18 protein-coding genes are annotated in these 15,534 nt (G+C 49.8%); 16 read left to right on the plus strand and 2 right to left on the minus strand.

Annotation, left to right across the window (positions count from 1 at the left end; translation table 11 throughout):
- Positions 1 to 115: 115 nt before the first annotated feature.
- The 3 genes from M4D81_RS27760 to M4D81_RS27770 all read left to right on the plus strand — a co-directional run bounded on the left by M4D81_RS27760 (position 116) and on the right by M4D81_RS27770 (position 2,403).
- Positions 116 to 274, plus strand: a complete 159-nt coding sequence (locus M4D81_RS27760; protein WP_260068780.1) for a hypothetical protein — start codon at positions 116 to 118, stop codon at positions 272 to 274.
- A 155-nt stretch (positions 275 to 429) separates the two neighbouring features.
- Entirely contained in the window at positions 430 to 606 is a 177-nt protein-coding gene (locus tag M4D81_RS27765) for a hypothetical protein (protein WP_260068781.1), read from the plus strand.
- Between the two features lie 411 nt (positions 607 to 1,017).
- Positions 1,018 to 2,403: an MATE family efflux transporter gene (locus tag M4D81_RS27770; protein ID WP_071218278.1), complete on the plus strand. Its 1,386-nt coding sequence runs from the start codon at positions 1,018 to 1,020 to the stop codon at positions 2,401 to 2,403.
- A gap of 113 nt (positions 2,404 to 2,516) precedes the next feature.
- Here M4D81_RS27770 and M4D81_RS27775 read toward each other — a convergent pair whose 3' ends face one another.
- Positions 2,517 to 4,169: an FAD-dependent oxidoreductase gene (locus M4D81_RS27775; RefSeq protein ID WP_260068782.1), complete on the minus strand. Its 1,653-nt coding sequence runs from the start codon at positions 4,167 to 4,169 to the stop codon at positions 2,517 to 2,519.
- 240 nt (positions 4,170 to 4,409) lie between these two features.
- Here M4D81_RS27775 and M4D81_RS27780 point away from each other — a divergent pair, with 240 nt between their 5' ends.
- The 9 genes from M4D81_RS27780 to M4D81_RS27820 all read left to right on the plus strand — a co-directional run bounded on the left by M4D81_RS27780 (position 4,410) and on the right by M4D81_RS27820 (position 9,881).
- A complete protein-coding gene (locus tag M4D81_RS27780) occupies positions 4,410 to 4,670 on the plus strand; it encodes a metal-sensitive transcriptional regulator (RefSeq protein ID WP_071218276.1) in 261 nt (86 codons plus the stop codon).
- 26 nt (positions 4,671 to 4,696) lie between these two features.
- Positions 4,697 to 4,924, plus strand: a complete 228-nt coding sequence (locus tag M4D81_RS27785; RefSeq protein WP_071218275.1) for a sulfurtransferase TusA family protein — start codon at positions 4,697 to 4,699, stop codon at positions 4,922 to 4,924.
- A gap of 86 nt (positions 4,925 to 5,010) precedes the next feature.
- The gene (locus tag M4D81_RS27790; protein WP_260068783.1) at positions 5,011 to 5,496 is read left to right on the plus strand and encodes a DsrE/DsrF/DrsH-like family protein; all 486 of its coding nucleotides are present in this window, start codon (positions 5,011 to 5,013) and stop codon (positions 5,494 to 5,496) included.
- A 45-nt stretch (positions 5,497 to 5,541) separates the two neighbouring features.
- The gene (locus M4D81_RS27795) at positions 5,542 to 5,907 is read left to right on the plus strand and encodes a rhodanese-like domain-containing protein (RefSeq protein WP_071218273.1); all 366 of its coding nucleotides are present in this window, start codon (positions 5,542 to 5,544) and stop codon (positions 5,905 to 5,907) included.
- Between the two features lie 31 nt (positions 5,908 to 5,938).
- The gene (locus tag M4D81_RS27800) at positions 5,939 to 6,235 is read left to right on the plus strand and encodes a rhodanese-like domain-containing protein (protein ID WP_260068784.1); all 297 of its coding nucleotides are present in this window, start codon (positions 5,939 to 5,941) and stop codon (positions 6,233 to 6,235) included.
- 112 nt (positions 6,236 to 6,347) lie between these two features.
- Positions 6,348 to 6,932, plus strand: a complete 585-nt coding sequence (locus M4D81_RS27805; protein ID WP_260068785.1) for a sulfurtransferase TusA family protein — start codon at positions 6,348 to 6,350, stop codon at positions 6,930 to 6,932.
- A gap of 96 nt (positions 6,933 to 7,028) precedes the next feature.
- A complete protein-coding gene (locus M4D81_RS27810) occupies positions 7,029 to 8,153 on the plus strand; it encodes an MBL fold metallo-hydrolase (RefSeq protein WP_260068786.1) in 1,125 nt (374 codons plus the stop codon).
- A gap of 154 nt (positions 8,154 to 8,307) precedes the next feature.
- Positions 8,308 to 9,090 (plus strand): sulfite exporter TauE/SafE family protein, encoded by a 783-nt coding sequence (locus M4D81_RS27815; RefSeq protein ID WP_260068787.1) that lies wholly within the window; start codon positions 8,308 to 8,310, stop codon positions 9,088 to 9,090.
- 185 nt (positions 9,091 to 9,275) lie between these two features.
- Positions 9,276 to 9,881 (plus strand): SAM-dependent methyltransferase, encoded by a 606-nt coding sequence (locus M4D81_RS27820; RefSeq protein WP_260068788.1) that lies wholly within the window; start codon positions 9,276 to 9,278, stop codon positions 9,879 to 9,881.
- Between the two features lie 17 nt (positions 9,882 to 9,898).
- Here M4D81_RS27820 and M4D81_RS27825 read toward each other — a convergent pair whose 3' ends face one another.
- Positions 9,899 to 10,702, minus strand: coding sequence for a helix-turn-helix domain-containing protein (locus tag M4D81_RS27825; RefSeq protein ID WP_260068789.1), 804 nt, complete (start codon positions 10,700 to 10,702; stop codon positions 9,899 to 9,901).
- Between the two features lie 256 nt (positions 10,703 to 10,958).
- Here M4D81_RS27825 and M4D81_RS27830 point away from each other — a divergent pair, with 256 nt between their 5' ends.
- The 4 genes from M4D81_RS27830 (at position 10,959) to M4D81_RS27845 (ending at position 15,518) form a co-directional block, all read left to right on the plus strand.
- A complete protein-coding gene (locus M4D81_RS27830; protein ID WP_260068790.1) occupies positions 10,959 to 12,419 on the plus strand; it encodes a sulfatase family protein in 1,461 nt (486 codons plus the stop codon).
- Positions 12,420 to 12,501: 82 nt separating this feature from the next.
- The gene (locus M4D81_RS27835) at positions 12,502 to 13,485 is read left to right on the plus strand and encodes a formylglycine-generating enzyme family protein (protein ID WP_260068791.1); all 984 of its coding nucleotides are present in this window, start codon (positions 12,502 to 12,504) and stop codon (positions 13,483 to 13,485) included.
- Between the two features lie 189 nt (positions 13,486 to 13,674).
- Positions 13,675 to 14,457, plus strand: a complete 783-nt coding sequence (locus tag M4D81_RS27840) for a DeoR/GlpR family DNA-binding transcription regulator (protein WP_260068830.1) — start codon at positions 13,675 to 13,677, stop codon at positions 14,455 to 14,457.
- A gap of 59 nt (positions 14,458 to 14,516) precedes the next feature.
- The gene (locus tag M4D81_RS27845) at positions 14,517 to 15,518 is read left to right on the plus strand and encodes a phosphotransferase (RefSeq protein WP_260068792.1); all 1,002 of its coding nucleotides are present in this window, start codon (positions 14,517 to 14,519) and stop codon (positions 15,516 to 15,518) included.
- The last annotated feature ends 16 nt before the right edge of the window (positions 15,519 to 15,534 follow it).

Consider the following 15,534-nt stretch of genomic DNA (forward strand, 5'->3'; position numbering starts at 1 on the left):
GGGTTATCGTTCTCCATCCTTATAATTGAGAATGATTCTTATTATGTCAAGTATGCAAATGGAATGAAAGAGACCTGCATATTTGCATTCATGATGGAGAAGGGGAGGTTTACCCATGAAAAAAGTGAAATCAGTGCTTGCTTCGCTGGACTGCAATCATGCGCATGCCAGCCGTTACATGGAGACGATCGCTCGGAAAAAACCGGGATATTCCTTGATATATGATATGGCAGAGCGGCTGATAGCGGCTCGATTAGGAGAGGAAGTATCATGAAGGAACGCATTGTGGTTGTAGGCGGATATGGGCATGTAGGAAGGATCCTATGCGAGGAGTTAGGGGAGAAATATCCCGGTCTTGTATACGCTGCATGAAGAAGTTTGGAAAGAGCCGAGCGTTTCAGTCAGGAGACAAGCGGGAAGGTGCTCCCCATGCGATTAGATATGGGGCAGCCGGTCCTGGCGAGTGAGTGGGAACGGATCAAACTCGTGGTCATGTGTCTGGATCAGGCGGACGATGCCTGGGTCGGAGCTTGCATCCGGAGCGGGACCCACTATGTGGATATATCGGCAAAAGCCGAGTTTTTGAACCAAGTGTCGAAGTTTTGATCCAAATCCCGATCTCTCTTGTAACAACGGAGAGATCGGGATTTTTTTGATAACAAGCTTTTCATACGCCATTGTGCCGTTTCTGTATTAATCATTGGGGGGAGAATGGTCTGGGTGGCTGTCGAAACGTCTTCGTTAAGTCCAGACTATCATGTTGCTCCGTTTATCAGCAGTATACGGTCATTTCCTGCGGCTTGCATTCATTGACAGATCACGGGTCTGGTGATATCCTCCAATCAAAGACGGGGTTTATCCGGGATCAAATGAATTAATCCGTATTGTCCCCTTGGCGAGGGAGTGAGCTCTCCCAAGCGACGGTTGCGGCAGCCATTTCTGAATACCGTAAGTCTGAAGCTCTTCGTTTGAAGAGTTTTTTTCTTTTATATTACAACGAAAAGAATGTGATGACAGATGTTGGTTCGATTACGAACCCAAATGAACGGTGTGCTTCAACACCATTTATCCGGGGAGTCGATGGACTACCGGCAGATTTTTGCTTTATTTTTTCCGATATTGATTGATCAGGCATTCATCATCGGTTTGAATTTGGTCAACACCGCCATGATCAGTTCGTCGGGCGTATCGGCGGTCAGCGCCGTGAACATGGTGGACTCCCTGAATATTTTCCTGATCAATGTGTTCGTGGCGGTAGCAACCGGGGGCACCGTCGTCGTTGCACAATATAAGGGAAGCGGCAATGCCATGATGGTATCCCGGGCTTCAGCGGCTACTGTTACATCCGTGGCGATGATCGCTTTAGCAATCGCGCTGCTGATCATTGGGCTTCACCAGCCGGTGCTGAATCTGCTGTTCGGCTCAGCGTCACCCGAGGTGCTGGAGAGTGCGCGAGTGTATCTGATCGGTAGCAGTACTTCCTTCATCGGAATCGCCATCGTGCAGGCGGTTTGCGGCGCGCTGCGGGGGATCGGCAAGACCCGGGCTTCACTGGCATTGTCGTTAATCATGAACCTGCTCTACGTTCTGCTCAACATCGTGTTCATCACCCTGCTGAATATGGGCGTTATGGGCATGACGCTGGCGATTAACATCGCCCGCTTTGCCGGTGCGGCCTGCGCGCTCTACTATCTGTTCAGAGTGGATGCCACGCTGCATATCCGCCTGCGAGATCTGTTTCATTTCCCGATATCCATGCTGCGCAAAATTATGTTTATCGGGCTTCCGTTTGCAGCCGAACAGATGTTTTTTAACGGGGGAAAGCTGTTAACCCAAGTGTTTATCGTCAGCTTGGGTACGTATGCCATAGCAACGAACGCGATCGGGTCTTCGCTTGCCGCCGTATTTCAAATTCCAGCCAGCGCGTTGTCCTTAACGATTGTGACCGTTGTCGGTCAATGCATCGGTCGCGGCAATATAGCGGATGCCCGCAAGTTCATCAAATCCTTTCTATGGCTTGGTGCAATCTCGCTGGCCCTGATGGGACTGATATTGATGCCGCTCTACCGGCCGTTGGTAGGGCTGTTCAACCCGCCTCCGGAAATCGTGAACGATCTGTTCGTGGTGCTGTTGATCAACACGCTCGTGCAGGTTCCATTGTGGTCGATAAGCTTTATTCTGCCTTCGGCGCTGCGTGCGGCAGGCGACTCGCGTTTTACCTCAATCACTTCGATGCTGACCATGTGGCTGTTCCGGGTGATTCTCGGTTATATTATGGGGATCGTTCTGGGCTGGAGCATCCTTGGCGTATGGCTGGCCATGAATTGTGAATGGGGAGTGCGGGGAGCGATTTTCCTATGGCGCTTCCGCGGCAAGAAATGGTATGCGCACAAGCTGATTTAAGCCATTATCTATTGTATATAGAAAGAAATGCCCCGTGTTTCCGGGGCTTTTTTGCATGTTTTTACTGCAAGCAGCATGTTCCATCTATTTCAGACGGATATAGTTAGGAACGATTATGATGGCTTGTAAACCGCTGCGTATGTTTTCCAGCCGCCGTCGAGATTCTTAACCCGGAAGCCATGCTGGGCCAAAATACGGGCAGCCAAATATCCGCGCAGCCCAACCTGGCAAGTCACGTACAGCATTTCATTCTCCGGCAATTCCTTCAGTCGGCTGCGCAGATCGTTAAGTGGAATGTTGACGGAACCTGGGATATAACCCGCTTCCCTTTCCTTAGGCTCGCGAACGTCGATCAAGGTTGCACCGTTTCCGACCAGGTCGTCGATCTCATGCCACTGCACCGTTTCAACCAAACCGTCCAAGATGTTGGCGGCAACATATCCGGCATAGTTAACCGGGTCTTTGGCGGAGGAATAAGGGGGCGCGTAGGAAAGCTCCAGCTCCGCCAGGTCCCATACATTGAGATCTCCCTTGATTGCTGTAGCAATGATATCGATTCGCTTATCCACGCCATCTGCTCCAATCGCTTGCGCCCCATAGATTTGACCTGTTTCCGGATGGAATAACAGCTTCAAGGAAATGGGATACGCCCCGGGGTAGTATCCGGCATGAGACGAGGGGTGAATTTGGATGGCTTGATAAGGGATGTTCATCTGCTTGAGGCGCTTTTCGTTAACGCCTGTTGCAGCAACCGTTAGATCAAAGACCTTGGCGATTGACGAGCCGAGCGTGCCTTTGTAACCATTGGTTTTACCATAGATGTGGTCTGCAACCAGGCGCCCCTGCCGGTTGGCAGGACCGGCGAGCGGGATAAAGGCCTGGCTCTGAAGGACATAATCCTTTACCTCAATCGCATCGCCGATGGCATAAATGCTCGGGTCAGCGGTCTGCATATATTCGTTAACTTGAATCCCGCCGCGATCATTGACGGGAAGTCCGGCAGCTGACGCCAGCAAGCTCTCCGGCTGAACGCCTATAGAAAGCAAGGTCATCTCGGTTGATATTCGTTTGCCGCTGGAAAGCTCGATTTGTTGGCCGCCCTTATGAAACTCTTTTACGCCATCCTCAAGAATCAGACGGACTCCTTTTTCCTTAAGATGCGATTGGACGATTGCGGCCATTTCGTAGTCGAGCGGAGCCATCACCTGGTTGGCCATTTCGATGACTGTCACTTGAACGCCTCGATCCGCCAGATTCTCGGCCATTTCCAGCCCGATAAATCCACCCCCGACAATAACGGCTTCCTTCGGATGGACTTCATCCACGTACTGCTTAATCCGGTCCGTATCGGGGATATTGCGCAAAGTGAAGTCGTTTGGGGATCCGGTCAGACCGCGAATATCCGGCGTAATCGGCTTCGCGCCAGGTGACAGGATCAGATAATCATAACTCTCGGTGTAGGTTTCTCCGGTAATAAGGTTTTTAATCATAACCATTTTTTCATCGCGCAGTATGGACGTAACTTCGCTATGATTCCGAATATCCAGCTCGTAGCGGCGGCTAAGGCCGGGTACGGTCTGCACCATGAGCTTATCGCGGTCGGTTATCGTTTCTCCTATATAATAGGGCAGACCGCAGTTGGCAAACGAAATATATTCACCGCGCTCCACTAAAACAATGGCAGAGTCCTCATCTAATCTCCGCAGTCTGGCAGCTGCCGAGGCTCCTCCCGCTACGCCGCCGACAATGAGAATTTTTTTGCCCATCGAATATTCCTCCCTGATTTGGTGTATATGATAAATGGATTACTATATACCCTATGGGGTATTGTAATATATAGCAGCACGGAAGAGTGTGACAATTATCAGACATGTCCTGATAAACATAAAGTTAGAATTATCCATTTGACAATATACCTATGGGGGTATATATTTAGGGCATGCAAGCCAGAGCCAGTATGCTTTAATCATGCATCCTAAAAAGTGCAGAGACAGGAGGGGATCGAGATGGATTACAATGATCAGATGAAAAATCGGGTGAAACGCATCGAAGGTCAGCTGCGCGGCATTCTGAAAATGATGGAAGAGAACAAGGATTGCAAGGAAGTGATTACCCAGCTCTCCGCAACGCGGACGGCAATAGATCGGACGATCGGCGTAGTCGTCAGTTCCAACCTTGTGGAATGCGTACAGAAAGCTGAAGAGACCGGGCAGGACACGGAGAAGCTTGTGGTTGAAGCGGTCAATTTGCTAGTGAAAAGCAGATAAACGTATCATTTTAAGGAGGAATTTTAATGAACGCGGATAAAGTATTGGATGTGAAAGGCTTGGCATGTCCCATGCCGATCGTGAAAACGAAGAAACAGATGAAGGAGATGCAACAAGGTCAAGTGCTTGAGATTCATGCAACGGATCGAGGCGCGAAGAGCGATTTGACGGCATGGGCCAAGTCGTCGGGCAACGAGATGCTGGAGCAGGCAGAGGATGGGGACGTATTGAAATTTTGGATTAGAAAGGGATAATTTTTTTTGAACGAAAATATACCTATGGGGGTATAAACGCATTCGTTGAGATTTATATATCAAATTTTATAGGGGGAGATCACGACGTGACGGAAACAAAAAAAACAACGATTATATTATTTAGCGGCGATTATGACAAAGCAATGGCCGCCTATATCATCGCGAACGGAGCTGCCGTTTATGACCATGAGGTGACGATATTCCATACCTTCTGGGGACTGAACGCACTGCGTAAGGACGAGGATGTCATGCTGCCCAAGAAGAAAAGTTTCATCGAGAAGATGTATGGGAAAATGATGCCACGCGGATCCGATAACATGGGTCTTTCCAAGATGAATTTTGCCGGGATGGGTCCAAAAATGATCAAGGATGTGATCAAGAAACACAACGCCGTTCCGCTGCCGCAATTGATCGAGATGGCGCAGGAGCAGGACATCAAGCTTGTTGCATGCACCATGACGATGGATCTGCTAGGGCTGCAGCAAGAAGAACTGCTTGACGGCATTGAGTATGCGGGGGTTGCTGCGTATTTGGGCGATGCTCAGGATGGCAATGTTAACTTGTTCATTTAAGGAAAACAGCGGCGACGGTTGCTGTTATAAAGAGAGGGAATAAAGATGGATATTCTCAATGTATCGTTCATTGCACTTATCATTCTGTTTGTCGTTTGGAGAATCCTCCCGGCTCAGGGAGTCAGGCAGATTACCTCGGCACAGCTGAAGCAAGAGCTTAAAAACAGAAACACAAACAAGCAGTTCATCGATGTCCGGACGCCGGGAGAGTTCAAGGGGAATCACATTCGGGGTTTCCGTAATATTCCGCTGGACCGGCTCATGTCGAGCAGCGATTCGCTCTCCAAAGACATGGAAGTGGTATTGATCTGCCAAAGCGGCATGCGAAGCAACAAAGCGAGCAAAACATTAAAGAAATTAGGCTTTGAGATGGTGACTAACGTGAAGGGCGGCATGAATCGCTGGTCTTAAACTATAAAAAGTAAAAGGAGCGCTGAACAACATGAAAGAGATTTCTCCAAAAGAAGTAGAGCATATGCTGAGTGACGGAGCTGACATGATTATCATCGATGTACGAGAAGCGGAGGAAGTCGCGGAAGGTAAAATTCCGGGCGCCGTCAACATTCCTTTAGGTTTGATTGAATTCCGCAAACAGGATCTTGATCGGTCGAAAGAGTATGTCTTGGTATGCCGTTCCGGGGGGCGCAGCGGCCGTGCAGCCGAATATTTGGAAGGTCAAGGCTATCAAGTCGTCAATATGACGGGCGGTATGCTCGCATGGGAGGGCAATACAGAGTAACTGTGTCTATTTGAAAAAGAATGGGTGTGATAGGCACCCCCTTTTTTTGAACTGAAATATACCCCTGGTGGTATGTGTGTCCGAAAACAAAACAATGGAGGTTCGATGTAATATGGCAGCAATTAAATCGAATATGAGGCTGGATGCTAAGGGGCTGGCTTGCCCGATGCCCATCGTCCGCACGAAAAAAGCGATGAAGGATCTTGAAGCCGGACATGTGCTGGAGGTAGAGGCAACCGACAAAGGCTCCAAGGCCGACATGCAGGCATGGGCGGAAAGCACGGGGCATCAATATCTCGGAACGATTGAAGAGGGGGATGTGCTGAAGCACTACCTCCGCAAATCATCAGGAGAAGAAACGGCAGAACGAACTTATCCGCATGTAGCGTCTAATGATCAGCTGGAGGAGAAACTTGCGTCCGGAGCGTCAATCGTCGTTCTGGATGTAAGGGAAGCGGCGGAGTTTGCTTTCAAGCATATTCGAAATGCCGTATCGATTCCTCTTGGTGATCTGGATGAACGTAAGGCTGAGCTGAACAAAGAGGATGAAATCTATGTCATCTGCCGTACCGGAACGCGGAGCGACCTGGCTGCGCAAAAGCTTTCAGCTAACGGCTTTGCAGGCATTAGAAACGTCATACCGGGCATGAGCGGCTGGTGTGGAGAAACTGTGGGCTTGAACGATAACGCAGTTTAAGATGGCTGTTGAAAAAACATGCTGAGCGCTTTTAATAGGCAGCCGGAAGGAATTTAACATTTCAGATCCATTTGAAATTATGAGGAGGAAGGCGACATGACAGTAAGAGAAATGCAAGCGCAAGAAGTGGCCATGAAGGCGATTCGCAAAGAGAGCCTGTTCATATTGGACGTGCGGAACCCATCGGATTACGAGGACTGGAAGATTGAAGGCGAAGGAATTCAGCATTTGAATATTCCCTACTTTGATTTGATTGACGGCGTGGAAGAAATTTTGGATCGAATCCCGAAGGATCAAGTGCTCGTCGTATGCGCCAAGGAAGGCTCGTCGGTGATGGTGGCTGAGATGCTGGCCGAGCACGGCCGGCATGTGGCGTATTTGAAAGGCGGCATGAAGGCATGGAGTGAACACCTTGTTCCCCTGAAGATCGGCAGTTTGGCAGATGGAGGCACGCTTTATCAGTTTGTTCGTATAGGTAAAGGCTGCTTGTCTTATATGGCGGTATCGAACGGTGAAGCGGCATTGTTTGACGCAACCCGTATGACGGAGGTATATCTTGAATTCGCAAAAAGCCTGAATGCAAACATCAAGCATGTGTTTGATACCCATCTCCATGCGGACCATATTTCCGGAGGACGAATGATTGCTAAGCAGACAGGAGCCGTATACTGGCTTCCGCCAAAGGATGCCGGCGAGGTGGCGTTTAAGTACGAACCGCTCAAGAACGGAGGCGAAGTGGCGATCGGCGGCAGCACAATTCGCATTGAAGCGCTCCATTCTCCGGGCCATACCATCGGGTCCACCTCGTTTGTAATTGATGATCAATATTTGCTGACAGGCGATATTCTGTTTATCGATTCCATCGGCCGTCCGGATCTGGCGGGGCTGGCGGAGGATTGGGTTGGCGACTTGCGGGAAACGCTCTATGTCCGCTACACCCATCTTTCGGAAGATCTGACCGTGCTGCCGGCGCATTTCATGGTCATGGACGAACTGAACGAGGACGGAACCGTCGCGAAGAAACTGGGAGAGCTTTACCGGGAAAACCATGGACTCAACATCGCCGATGAGGCAGAGTTCCGGACGTTGGTCACGCAAAATCTGCCGCTGCAGCCCAACAGCTATCAGGAAATCCGCCAAACGAACATGGGGAAAATGAATCCGGATACGGAGCAGCAGCGAGAGATGGAGATCGGGCCGAACCGCTGCGCGGTACGTTAATCTTGACAATGGCGATCTGATGTTAAGAGGTAGAAATATGAATTCTACAGCGCTCATTTTAAGGATCGCTAATAATCGGATGAAACAAGAGAAAAAGAGATCAAGGGGAACCAGACAGGTTCCCTTTTCTAAAGAGAAATAAGGGGGCAGCACGATGGAACTAAGCATATCCTTCATCATTACGATATTTTTAATCGGGTTCATTGGCTCTTATATATCAGGAATGGTTGGCATTGGAGGCTCGATCATTAAATACCCGATGCTGCTGTATATCCCGCCGGTATTCGGCCTTGCGGCTTTCACGGCGCATGAAGTATCGGGCATAAGCGCCGTACAGGTATTCTTCGCCACGATCGGCGGCGTGTGGGCATACCGCAAGGGCGGATATCTGAACAAAACGCTCATTATCTATATGGGTTCGGCCATACTGCTGGGCAGCTTCATCGGCGGTTTCGGCTCCAAGATGATGAGCGAAGGCGGCATCAATCTCATCTATGGCATATTAGCGCTGATTGCGGCCATTATGATGTTCATTCCGAACAAAGGGGTGGACGAGATTCCGCTAGATCAGGTCAAGTTCAATAAATGGCTGGCCGCTTCGCTGGCTCTTGTGGTCGGAATCGGAGCCGGCATCGTCGGGGCGGCCGGCGCGTTCCTGCTCGTTCCGATCATGCTGGTTGTATTAAAAATACCGACGCGGATGACCATAGCGTCCTCACTCGCAATCACCTTCATCTCATCCATCGGTTCTACGGTAGGGAAGCTGACGACGGGACAAGTGGATTATATCCCGGCCCTTATTATGGTTGCTGCCAGTTTGATCGCTTCTCCACTGGGAGCGGCCGCGGGCAAGAAGATGAACACAAAGATCCTGCAGATCATGCTGGCAGTTTTGATCCTGGCAACGGCTATCAAAATTTGGCTGGACATTCTATGAAGGCTGACTCCGGAAATCACTATGGTTATTCCAGACCGAGCTCAGTGAAGATTACGCACAAAGAGGCTATTTCCCCGAGCCATTCGGAAGTCACGCTAACATCGATGCGGCAGGAATGGTAAGATGGGGATGAGCTTCAGTGTGTATAGAATGGCGTTGATTTTAAAGAAAGAGGTGCTAATACGATGAATCCATGGAATGAGCGGTTTCAGGGAGATGAATACGTGTTTGGAACGGACCCGAATGTATTTATTGCCGATATGCATAAGAAATTAGGCTTAACGGGCGACGCACTGGCTATCGCAGAGGGAGAAGGACGGAATGCGGTGTTCCTGGCCCGGGAAGGCATGAACGTTACCGTATGGGATTACGCGGAATCCGGCCTGAACAAAGCCAATCGACTGGCGGAAGCAAGCGGTGTGCAGATTCGCACGGAGCTTGTGGATCTCCACGATGCGCTGTGGAAGCAGGACCAATGGGATGAGATCATTTGCGTGTTTGGACATTTTCCCAGGGCATTGAGAACGAGGACTTTAGAAGGCGTGAAGACAGCGGTGAAGCCCGGAGGATATTTCCTCACTGAGGTATATTCACCGTACCAGATTCCTTATCGCAGCGGGGGACCGCAGGATCAGCAATTTTTATACGTGCCTGAGGATTTCCTCGAGCCCTTTGCAGATTGGCGCATAGTCCACTTTTTTATGGGAGAGGTCGTTCGTCATGAGGGTCAGGGGCATCAAGGCTTGTCCCATGTCATTCAGTTTGCTGGGCAGAAGCCGTTAAGAACATGAATGAAGACGAGCGAGGATTAAGTGAACAGCATGGAAATATCGGACCGATCGTCTTGCTGTACATAGTCGGAGGGCGACAGGCCGGTGTGTTTTTTAAACATCCGATAAAAATAGGACGTGTCATAATAACCCAAATAGTGGGCGATATGAGCGATGGTCATGTCCGAATGAAGCAGCAGACTGCAAGCTTCCAGCACGCGCAGCTGATGCATATACCGAATCGGTGAAAGACCGTACACCTCTTTGAAGAGGGCTGCTGCATAACTCGGAGAGCGATGGATTAGTTTTGCTAATCGATCGATTTCGATGGGTTCGCGGTAATGCTCCAGCAGATACGATTTGATGGTATCCGCGTAGTTTCGTTTGCTGGGTGCCAGCTCATTCTTCTCGAGCTCACGGGCCAGCATGCCGATGAGTTCCTGTATAATGCCCTGACAGATCATGGTACGGTAGCTTTTGCCACCCCGCATTTCCTCATACAGGCGCTCACAGCGCCGGTAGACATATTGGATATGAGAGAGATTGAATTTCATGAATCGACCCGCATCCAGAAATGGAATACCTGTGGATTCTTGACAATCCAATGTAAAGAGAATGGTATGCTTCTGATGGGGAATGCCATTCCAGTTGCTGCCGCTGCGGCTCGTCGACCGGGGAATAAAGAGTACGTCTTCTTTCTCGGCAATGATGTCTTCCCCGTTGATTTCGTATCTCACCTTGCCTTCTCTAACCACAACAAGGACATTGTACTCAATCGTCTCCAGCTGGGTTCGCCAATTCGGTATGTAATCATCAAAATTCACGCTCATCAATTGGATCATAGGACAACACCCCGCAGTGATTTTATACCTATAGCCTAGCACAATAATGCTTCATTTGAGTACTCATTGATTCGATTATGTGATCCTGTTATTTCAAATCGAAGTAGAATCGTACAACATAGTGACGAAATGTACATCGACTCTGCAGGGATCGCGGACTATAATTTCAAACAAATGCAGAAAAATTGTAAACGCTGACATGTGAAGTCTTGAAAGATGTCAAGTGAATTCAGATAAGGAAGGAATCGATGAGGATATGAGAGTATTATTGCTGGATTTGGATTCGACCAGGCCGGATCATTTAGGCTGTTATGGCTATCATCGGAATACGTCCCCGAATATTGACCGAATTGCGGCGGAAGGCGTGCGTTTTGACAATTACTATACTTCGGATGCTCCATGTTTTCCTTCAAGAACCGCATTAATGACAGGTAAGTTCGGCATTCACAACGGTGTCGTCGGTCATGGAGGCACGGCTGCCGATGTCCGCCATGAAGGTATCACCCGTGACTTCCGCGACAAGCTGGGGTCGGAGAGCTTTCCAGCTATATTCCGCAGGGCCGGCATGAAGACCGCCTTGATCAGTCCGTTCGGTGAACGTCATTCGGCATGGACCTTCTACGCGGGCTTCAATGAAATGTATAATACAGGTAAGGGCGGGTTGGAATCTGCGGAAGAAGTATCTCCGGTCGTGCTGGATTGGCTGGATCGCAATGCCGATGAAGATAACTGGATGCTCTATGTGAACTTCTGGGATCCGCACACACCGTATCGCGCACCTCAGTCGCTGGGAAATCCATTTGAGCAGGAGCCGCTTCCCGATTGGATTACCGAAGAGGTGCTTCATGAGCACCAGAAGAAGGTCGGACCGCATGGGGTGAACGAAATTAACATGTATAATAGTGAAGTATCCCCCGATTATCCGCGTCATCCCGGAGAGATCAGGACGATGAAGGATCTGCGGACGATGGTGGATGGCTATGATTGCGGCATTCGCCATATGGACGAGCATATCGGCGCGATCTTCGAATTGCTGGAGAACAAGGGAGTAATGGATGATTTGGTTGTCATCATTACCGCGGATCATGGCGAGAACATGGGGGAGCTTGGCATTTATGGAGAACACGGAACAGCGGATCAGGGCACTTGCCGTATTCCGATGATCATTCGGGGGCCTGGCATCATGAAGGGGGTAACGGATCGCGAGCTCCATTATCATCTGGATCTTTTGCCAACGATGGCGGAATATTTGAACGTTGCACCGGTACGTAGCTGGGATGGCATCAGTTATGCGGAGAGCTTGCGGACCGGTAAAGGCGGCGGCAGGGAGTATCTGGTGGTGTCTCAATGCGCCCATGTCTGTCAGCGAAGCGTGCGATTTGGAGAATGGCTCTACATTCGAACGTATCATGACGGCTATCATCTGTTCGACAAAGAAATGCTGTTCCATATCACCGAGGATGTCCACGAGCAGTACAATCGGGCAGCTGAAAGACCGGATCTGTGCAGGGAGGCTGTATACCTTCTGAATGAATGGCATGATCATATGATGTCAACGATGCCGTATGACGTGGACCCGTTGTGGACGGTCATGAAGGAGGGAGGACCTTACCATGCGAAAGGTCATCTGCCCCGGTATATCGAGCGTTTGAAGAATACAGGCCGAGGGGAAGCGGTGCCGGAATTGATGCGTCGCCATCCGCAGGAATTCGTATAAAATATATAGTTAAAGTGAAGCAGGATAACCGCTCCGGTAGTGGTTGTCCTGTTCTCTGTATCTAGCATAGGAGGAACCGAGCATGGGAGAACAACATTCTTGCTGCGCTGGCGTGAGAGCGAAAGTACAGTTGGGAGAAGCCGATCCGAAGGATCATCAAGACAGTCTAAGTGAAGGCCAATATCATGACCAGTCTCAACTTGAGCTCCATTCCAACATGATCGCGATCCCTGGAGGGACGTTTACGATGGGCACGAATTCACATGAAGGGTTCCCGCGTGACGGCGAGGGTCCGGCTCGCAGCGTAACCGTTTCCGGATTTGAAATCTCACCGTATGCCGTTACGAATGAACAGTTTCAACGGTTCGTGGAAGCTACCGGTTATGTCACGGAAGCGGAACACTTCGGATGGTCGTTTGTATTTGAACTGCTGGCTTCGGAGGAGACCAAGGCAAGAGTTGCACAAGTTCCGCAGGAAGTGCCTTGGTGGCTGGTGGTCGAAGGCGCATACTGGGCTGCACCCGAGGGAGCGGATTCGAGCATCGAAGACCGAATGGACCATCCGGTGGTACATATATCCTGGAACGACGCGGTTGTTTATTGCCATTGGGCCGGTGTGCGGCTTCCCACAGAAGCGGAGTGGGAGTATGCGGCGCGCGGCGGTTTGGAGGGCAGGACCTATCCTTGGGGAGATCTGCTGAAGTTGGACGGAGAGCATCAATGCAACATATGGCAGGGCAAATTTCCAGTTAAAAATAACGCAAGCGATGGATTTATCGGTACCGCGCCGGTAGATGCCTATAAACCGAATGGTTACGGACTATATAACATGTCCGGCAACGTATGGGAATGGTGCGGCGATTGGTTCAGCCCGACTTATCATCAAATGACCTCGGCCATCAATCCGTTCTTTGGTGAGTCTACGGGTAGAAGGTCGATGCGCGGCGGTTCGTACCTGTGCCACAGATCCTATTGCAACCGTTATCGAGTCGCGGCACGCAGCGGGAATACGCCCGACAGCTCGACGGGCAATTGCGGTTTCCGTGTGGTGAGGGATAGAAAGTAGAATATGAAATATGTTGTATTATGATGATGATGCACATTCAGGATTATTCGCGAATGAGAACGCATATAAATGAATAAAACAGAAGAATATCACTTGAAAAGCGGAACATAAATGAATATAATCAAGGTGTGAAGTGGAAATAAAATGAATAAACGGGAGGATAATTGTATGGTGCAAGATCAATCAGGAATGTTTGCCGAGGAACGTCGTCAGAAAATTCTTGCTTTGCTGCATCAAGATAAACGGGTGATTGCCAAGGACTTGGCCGAGCGGTTTGAAATATCGATTGATTCGATTCGTCGGGATTTGACAATCATGGAGGAGCAAGGTTTACTCCAGAAAACGCACGGAGGCGCCATCCCCTTCATGAAAGTCAGGCAGCCGCCCTTGGCTCCGGAACAGCGGTATGGTGAAGGCTCTCCGGAAGGGCACGCCATTGCTCAATTAGCCGTTTCATACGTCCGAGAAAGAGATACCTTATTCATTGGCAGCAGCTCGCTTACCTACTTACTGCTGAAGTTTCTTCCGGAACAGATGCCCTTGACAATCGTGACCAACTGCATGCGTGTAGCGGATGCCCTGCGAGAGCGCGAATGGATTGACACTTATTTAATTGGCGGACGGGTGAAGCCTTCCGGAAATATCACGGACGTGCTGGCTAACGAATTTATCCGTCAATTTAAATTTGATATCAGTTTCGTTAGCGGAGGCGGTATTTCCGATGAGGGAATATTCGTCGCTACACCAGAAGTTGCCGCTTTTGGACGCGCGGTCTCTGCCGTATCCCGCCGCAGAATTGGCTTGGCAACGCATCGGATCCTTGGACAGGATGGTTTTGCCAGAGCTGGTGCCGTCGAAGATCTGGATGTGTTAATTACCGATCAGAAGGCGGATCAGGAGGTTATGGACCGGATTCAGGAGCTTGGCGTAAAGGTCATTGTGACAAAAACGGAAGAAGTTGCACAGACATAAAGATCCATTCGAGATAACTTTATATAAGATAAGATTTAACAGGTAAGCGAGGTAAAATCATGATTCAGAAGCTTCTGCAAGCGAACTGGCCGGAGTGGGACGGTCAACTGGCTAAAGGTCCTACGGGTTGGAACAATACGACCCATTTTATTCATAATGAACAACGCCGTTCAGTCATGCGCATTTACAATACACATCGAGACAGGGCAAGAATCGAATTCGAGTTTGCGGTACTGGACTCGCTGCAGCAGGTGCCGCTGAGTTTTAAGATTCCGGCTCCTATTCCATCCATGTCTGGCGATAAGATGGTTCGGGTTCAGGACGGGAGTGAGCGTTACGCCTGCCTGTTTGCCTACATTGAGGGAGTACGTCCGGAAGAAGGCAGCATTCAAGCAGCGTATTCCTTCGGGGAGAAGACGGGGGAACTGGTGAATGCCCTGGCGGTTTGTTCAATCGAAATGAAGCCGGTGTACCCGCCGTATTACGAGCTGCTTCAGTCTTATCCTGTGTGCAACAAGACGTTCATACTTGATTTTTGCATGCAGCCGCCACCGGCATTCAAGGATCAAGGAGAGGCACTCCATTTGCTAAAAGAAGCATACATCGATATATGCAGCAGCCTTGAATCGCTAAAAAATCTGCCGCAGCAGTTGGTTCATGGCGATCTGAACTTTTCGAACCTGCTGGTAGACGCAGAGCACCCGCATACGGTCACCGCTTTGCTTGATTTTGAATTTTGTACACAGGATGTAAGAGCGATGGAGCCTGCGGTCGTCATATCGGGGTTTATGGGAATGGCCGACGAGAAGGAGGCAATCAGGCGGTTTTGCGAAGGATTTGCCAAACGTGTACGGCTGAGCGCCGAGGAGATTGGCGCGATTCCGATTCTCATGCGCTTGCGTATGGTGGATGTGTTTCTTCATTTTTTGAGCCGCTATCGGGAAGGGACCGATGAGTCTCATGTGTTAGTGGAACAAGTGGATATGCTGGCTGCCGGATTTCAGCGGATGGAATACAGCCAGGAATGGCTGGATGATATGTTGTTTCAGTGTTTGCTGTGAAGATCTCTCGTGAATA

This window comes from Paenibacillus sp. p3-SID867, assembly GCF_025142895.1.
GTDB lineage: Bacteria > Bacillota > Bacilli > Paenibacillales > Paenibacillaceae > Paenibacillus_AQ.

What these genes read in the sequence shown, in the direction of transcription:
- M4D81_RS27760 (WP_260068780.1), top strand. Translation starts at nt 116, where the DNA reads ATGAAAAAAGTGAAATCAGTGCTTGCTTCGCTGGACTGCAATCATGCG.
- M4D81_RS27765 (WP_260068781.1), top strand. Translation starts at nt 430, where the DNA reads ATGCGATTAGATATGGGGCAGCCGGTCCTGGCGAGTGAGTGGGAACGG.
- M4D81_RS27770 (WP_071218278.1), top strand. Translation starts at nt 1,018, where the DNA reads ATGTTGGTTCGATTACGAACCCAAATGAACGGTGTGCTTCAACACCAT.
- M4D81_RS27775 (WP_260068782.1), bottom strand. Translation starts at nt 4,169, where the DNA reads ATGGGCAAAAAAATTCTCATTGTCGGCGGCGTAGCGGGAGGAGCCTCG.
- M4D81_RS27780 (WP_071218276.1), top strand. Translation starts at nt 4,410, where the DNA reads ATGGATTACAATGATCAGATGAAAAATCGGGTGAAACGCATCGAAGGT.
- M4D81_RS27785 (WP_071218275.1), top strand. Translation starts at nt 4,697, where the DNA reads ATGAACGCGGATAAAGTATTGGATGTGAAAGGCTTGGCATGTCCCATG.
- M4D81_RS27795 (WP_071218273.1), top strand. Translation starts at nt 5,542, where the DNA reads ATGGATATTCTCAATGTATCGTTCATTGCACTTATCATTCTGTTTGTC.
- M4D81_RS27800 (WP_260068784.1), top strand. Translation starts at nt 5,939, where the DNA reads ATGAAAGAGATTTCTCCAAAAGAAGTAGAGCATATGCTGAGTGACGGA.
- M4D81_RS27805 (WP_260068785.1), top strand. Translation starts at nt 6,348, where the DNA reads ATGGCAGCAATTAAATCGAATATGAGGCTGGATGCTAAGGGGCTGGCT.
- M4D81_RS27810 (WP_260068786.1), top strand. Translation starts at nt 7,029, where the DNA reads ATGACAGTAAGAGAAATGCAAGCGCAAGAAGTGGCCATGAAGGCGATT.
- M4D81_RS27815 (WP_260068787.1), top strand. Translation starts at nt 8,308, where the DNA reads ATGGAACTAAGCATATCCTTCATCATTACGATATTTTTAATCGGGTTC.
- M4D81_RS27820 (WP_260068788.1), top strand. Translation starts at nt 9,276, where the DNA reads ATGAATCCATGGAATGAGCGGTTTCAGGGAGATGAATACGTGTTTGGA.
- M4D81_RS27825 (WP_260068789.1), bottom strand. Translation starts at nt 10,702, where the DNA reads ATGATCCAATTGATGAGCGTGAATTTTGATGATTACATACCGAATTGG.
- M4D81_RS27830 (WP_260068790.1), top strand. Translation starts at nt 10,959, where the DNA reads ATGAGAGTATTATTGCTGGATTTGGATTCGACCAGGCCGGATCATTTA.
- M4D81_RS27835 (WP_260068791.1), top strand. Translation starts at nt 12,502, where the DNA reads ATGGGAGAACAACATTCTTGCTGCGCTGGCGTGAGAGCGAAAGTACAG.
- M4D81_RS27840 (WP_260068830.1), top strand. Translation starts at nt 13,675, where the DNA reads ATGTTTGCCGAGGAACGTCGTCAGAAAATTCTTGCTTTGCTGCATCAA.
- M4D81_RS27845 (WP_260068792.1), top strand. Translation starts at nt 14,517, where the DNA reads ATGATTCAGAAGCTTCTGCAAGCGAACTGGCCGGAGTGGGACGGTCAA.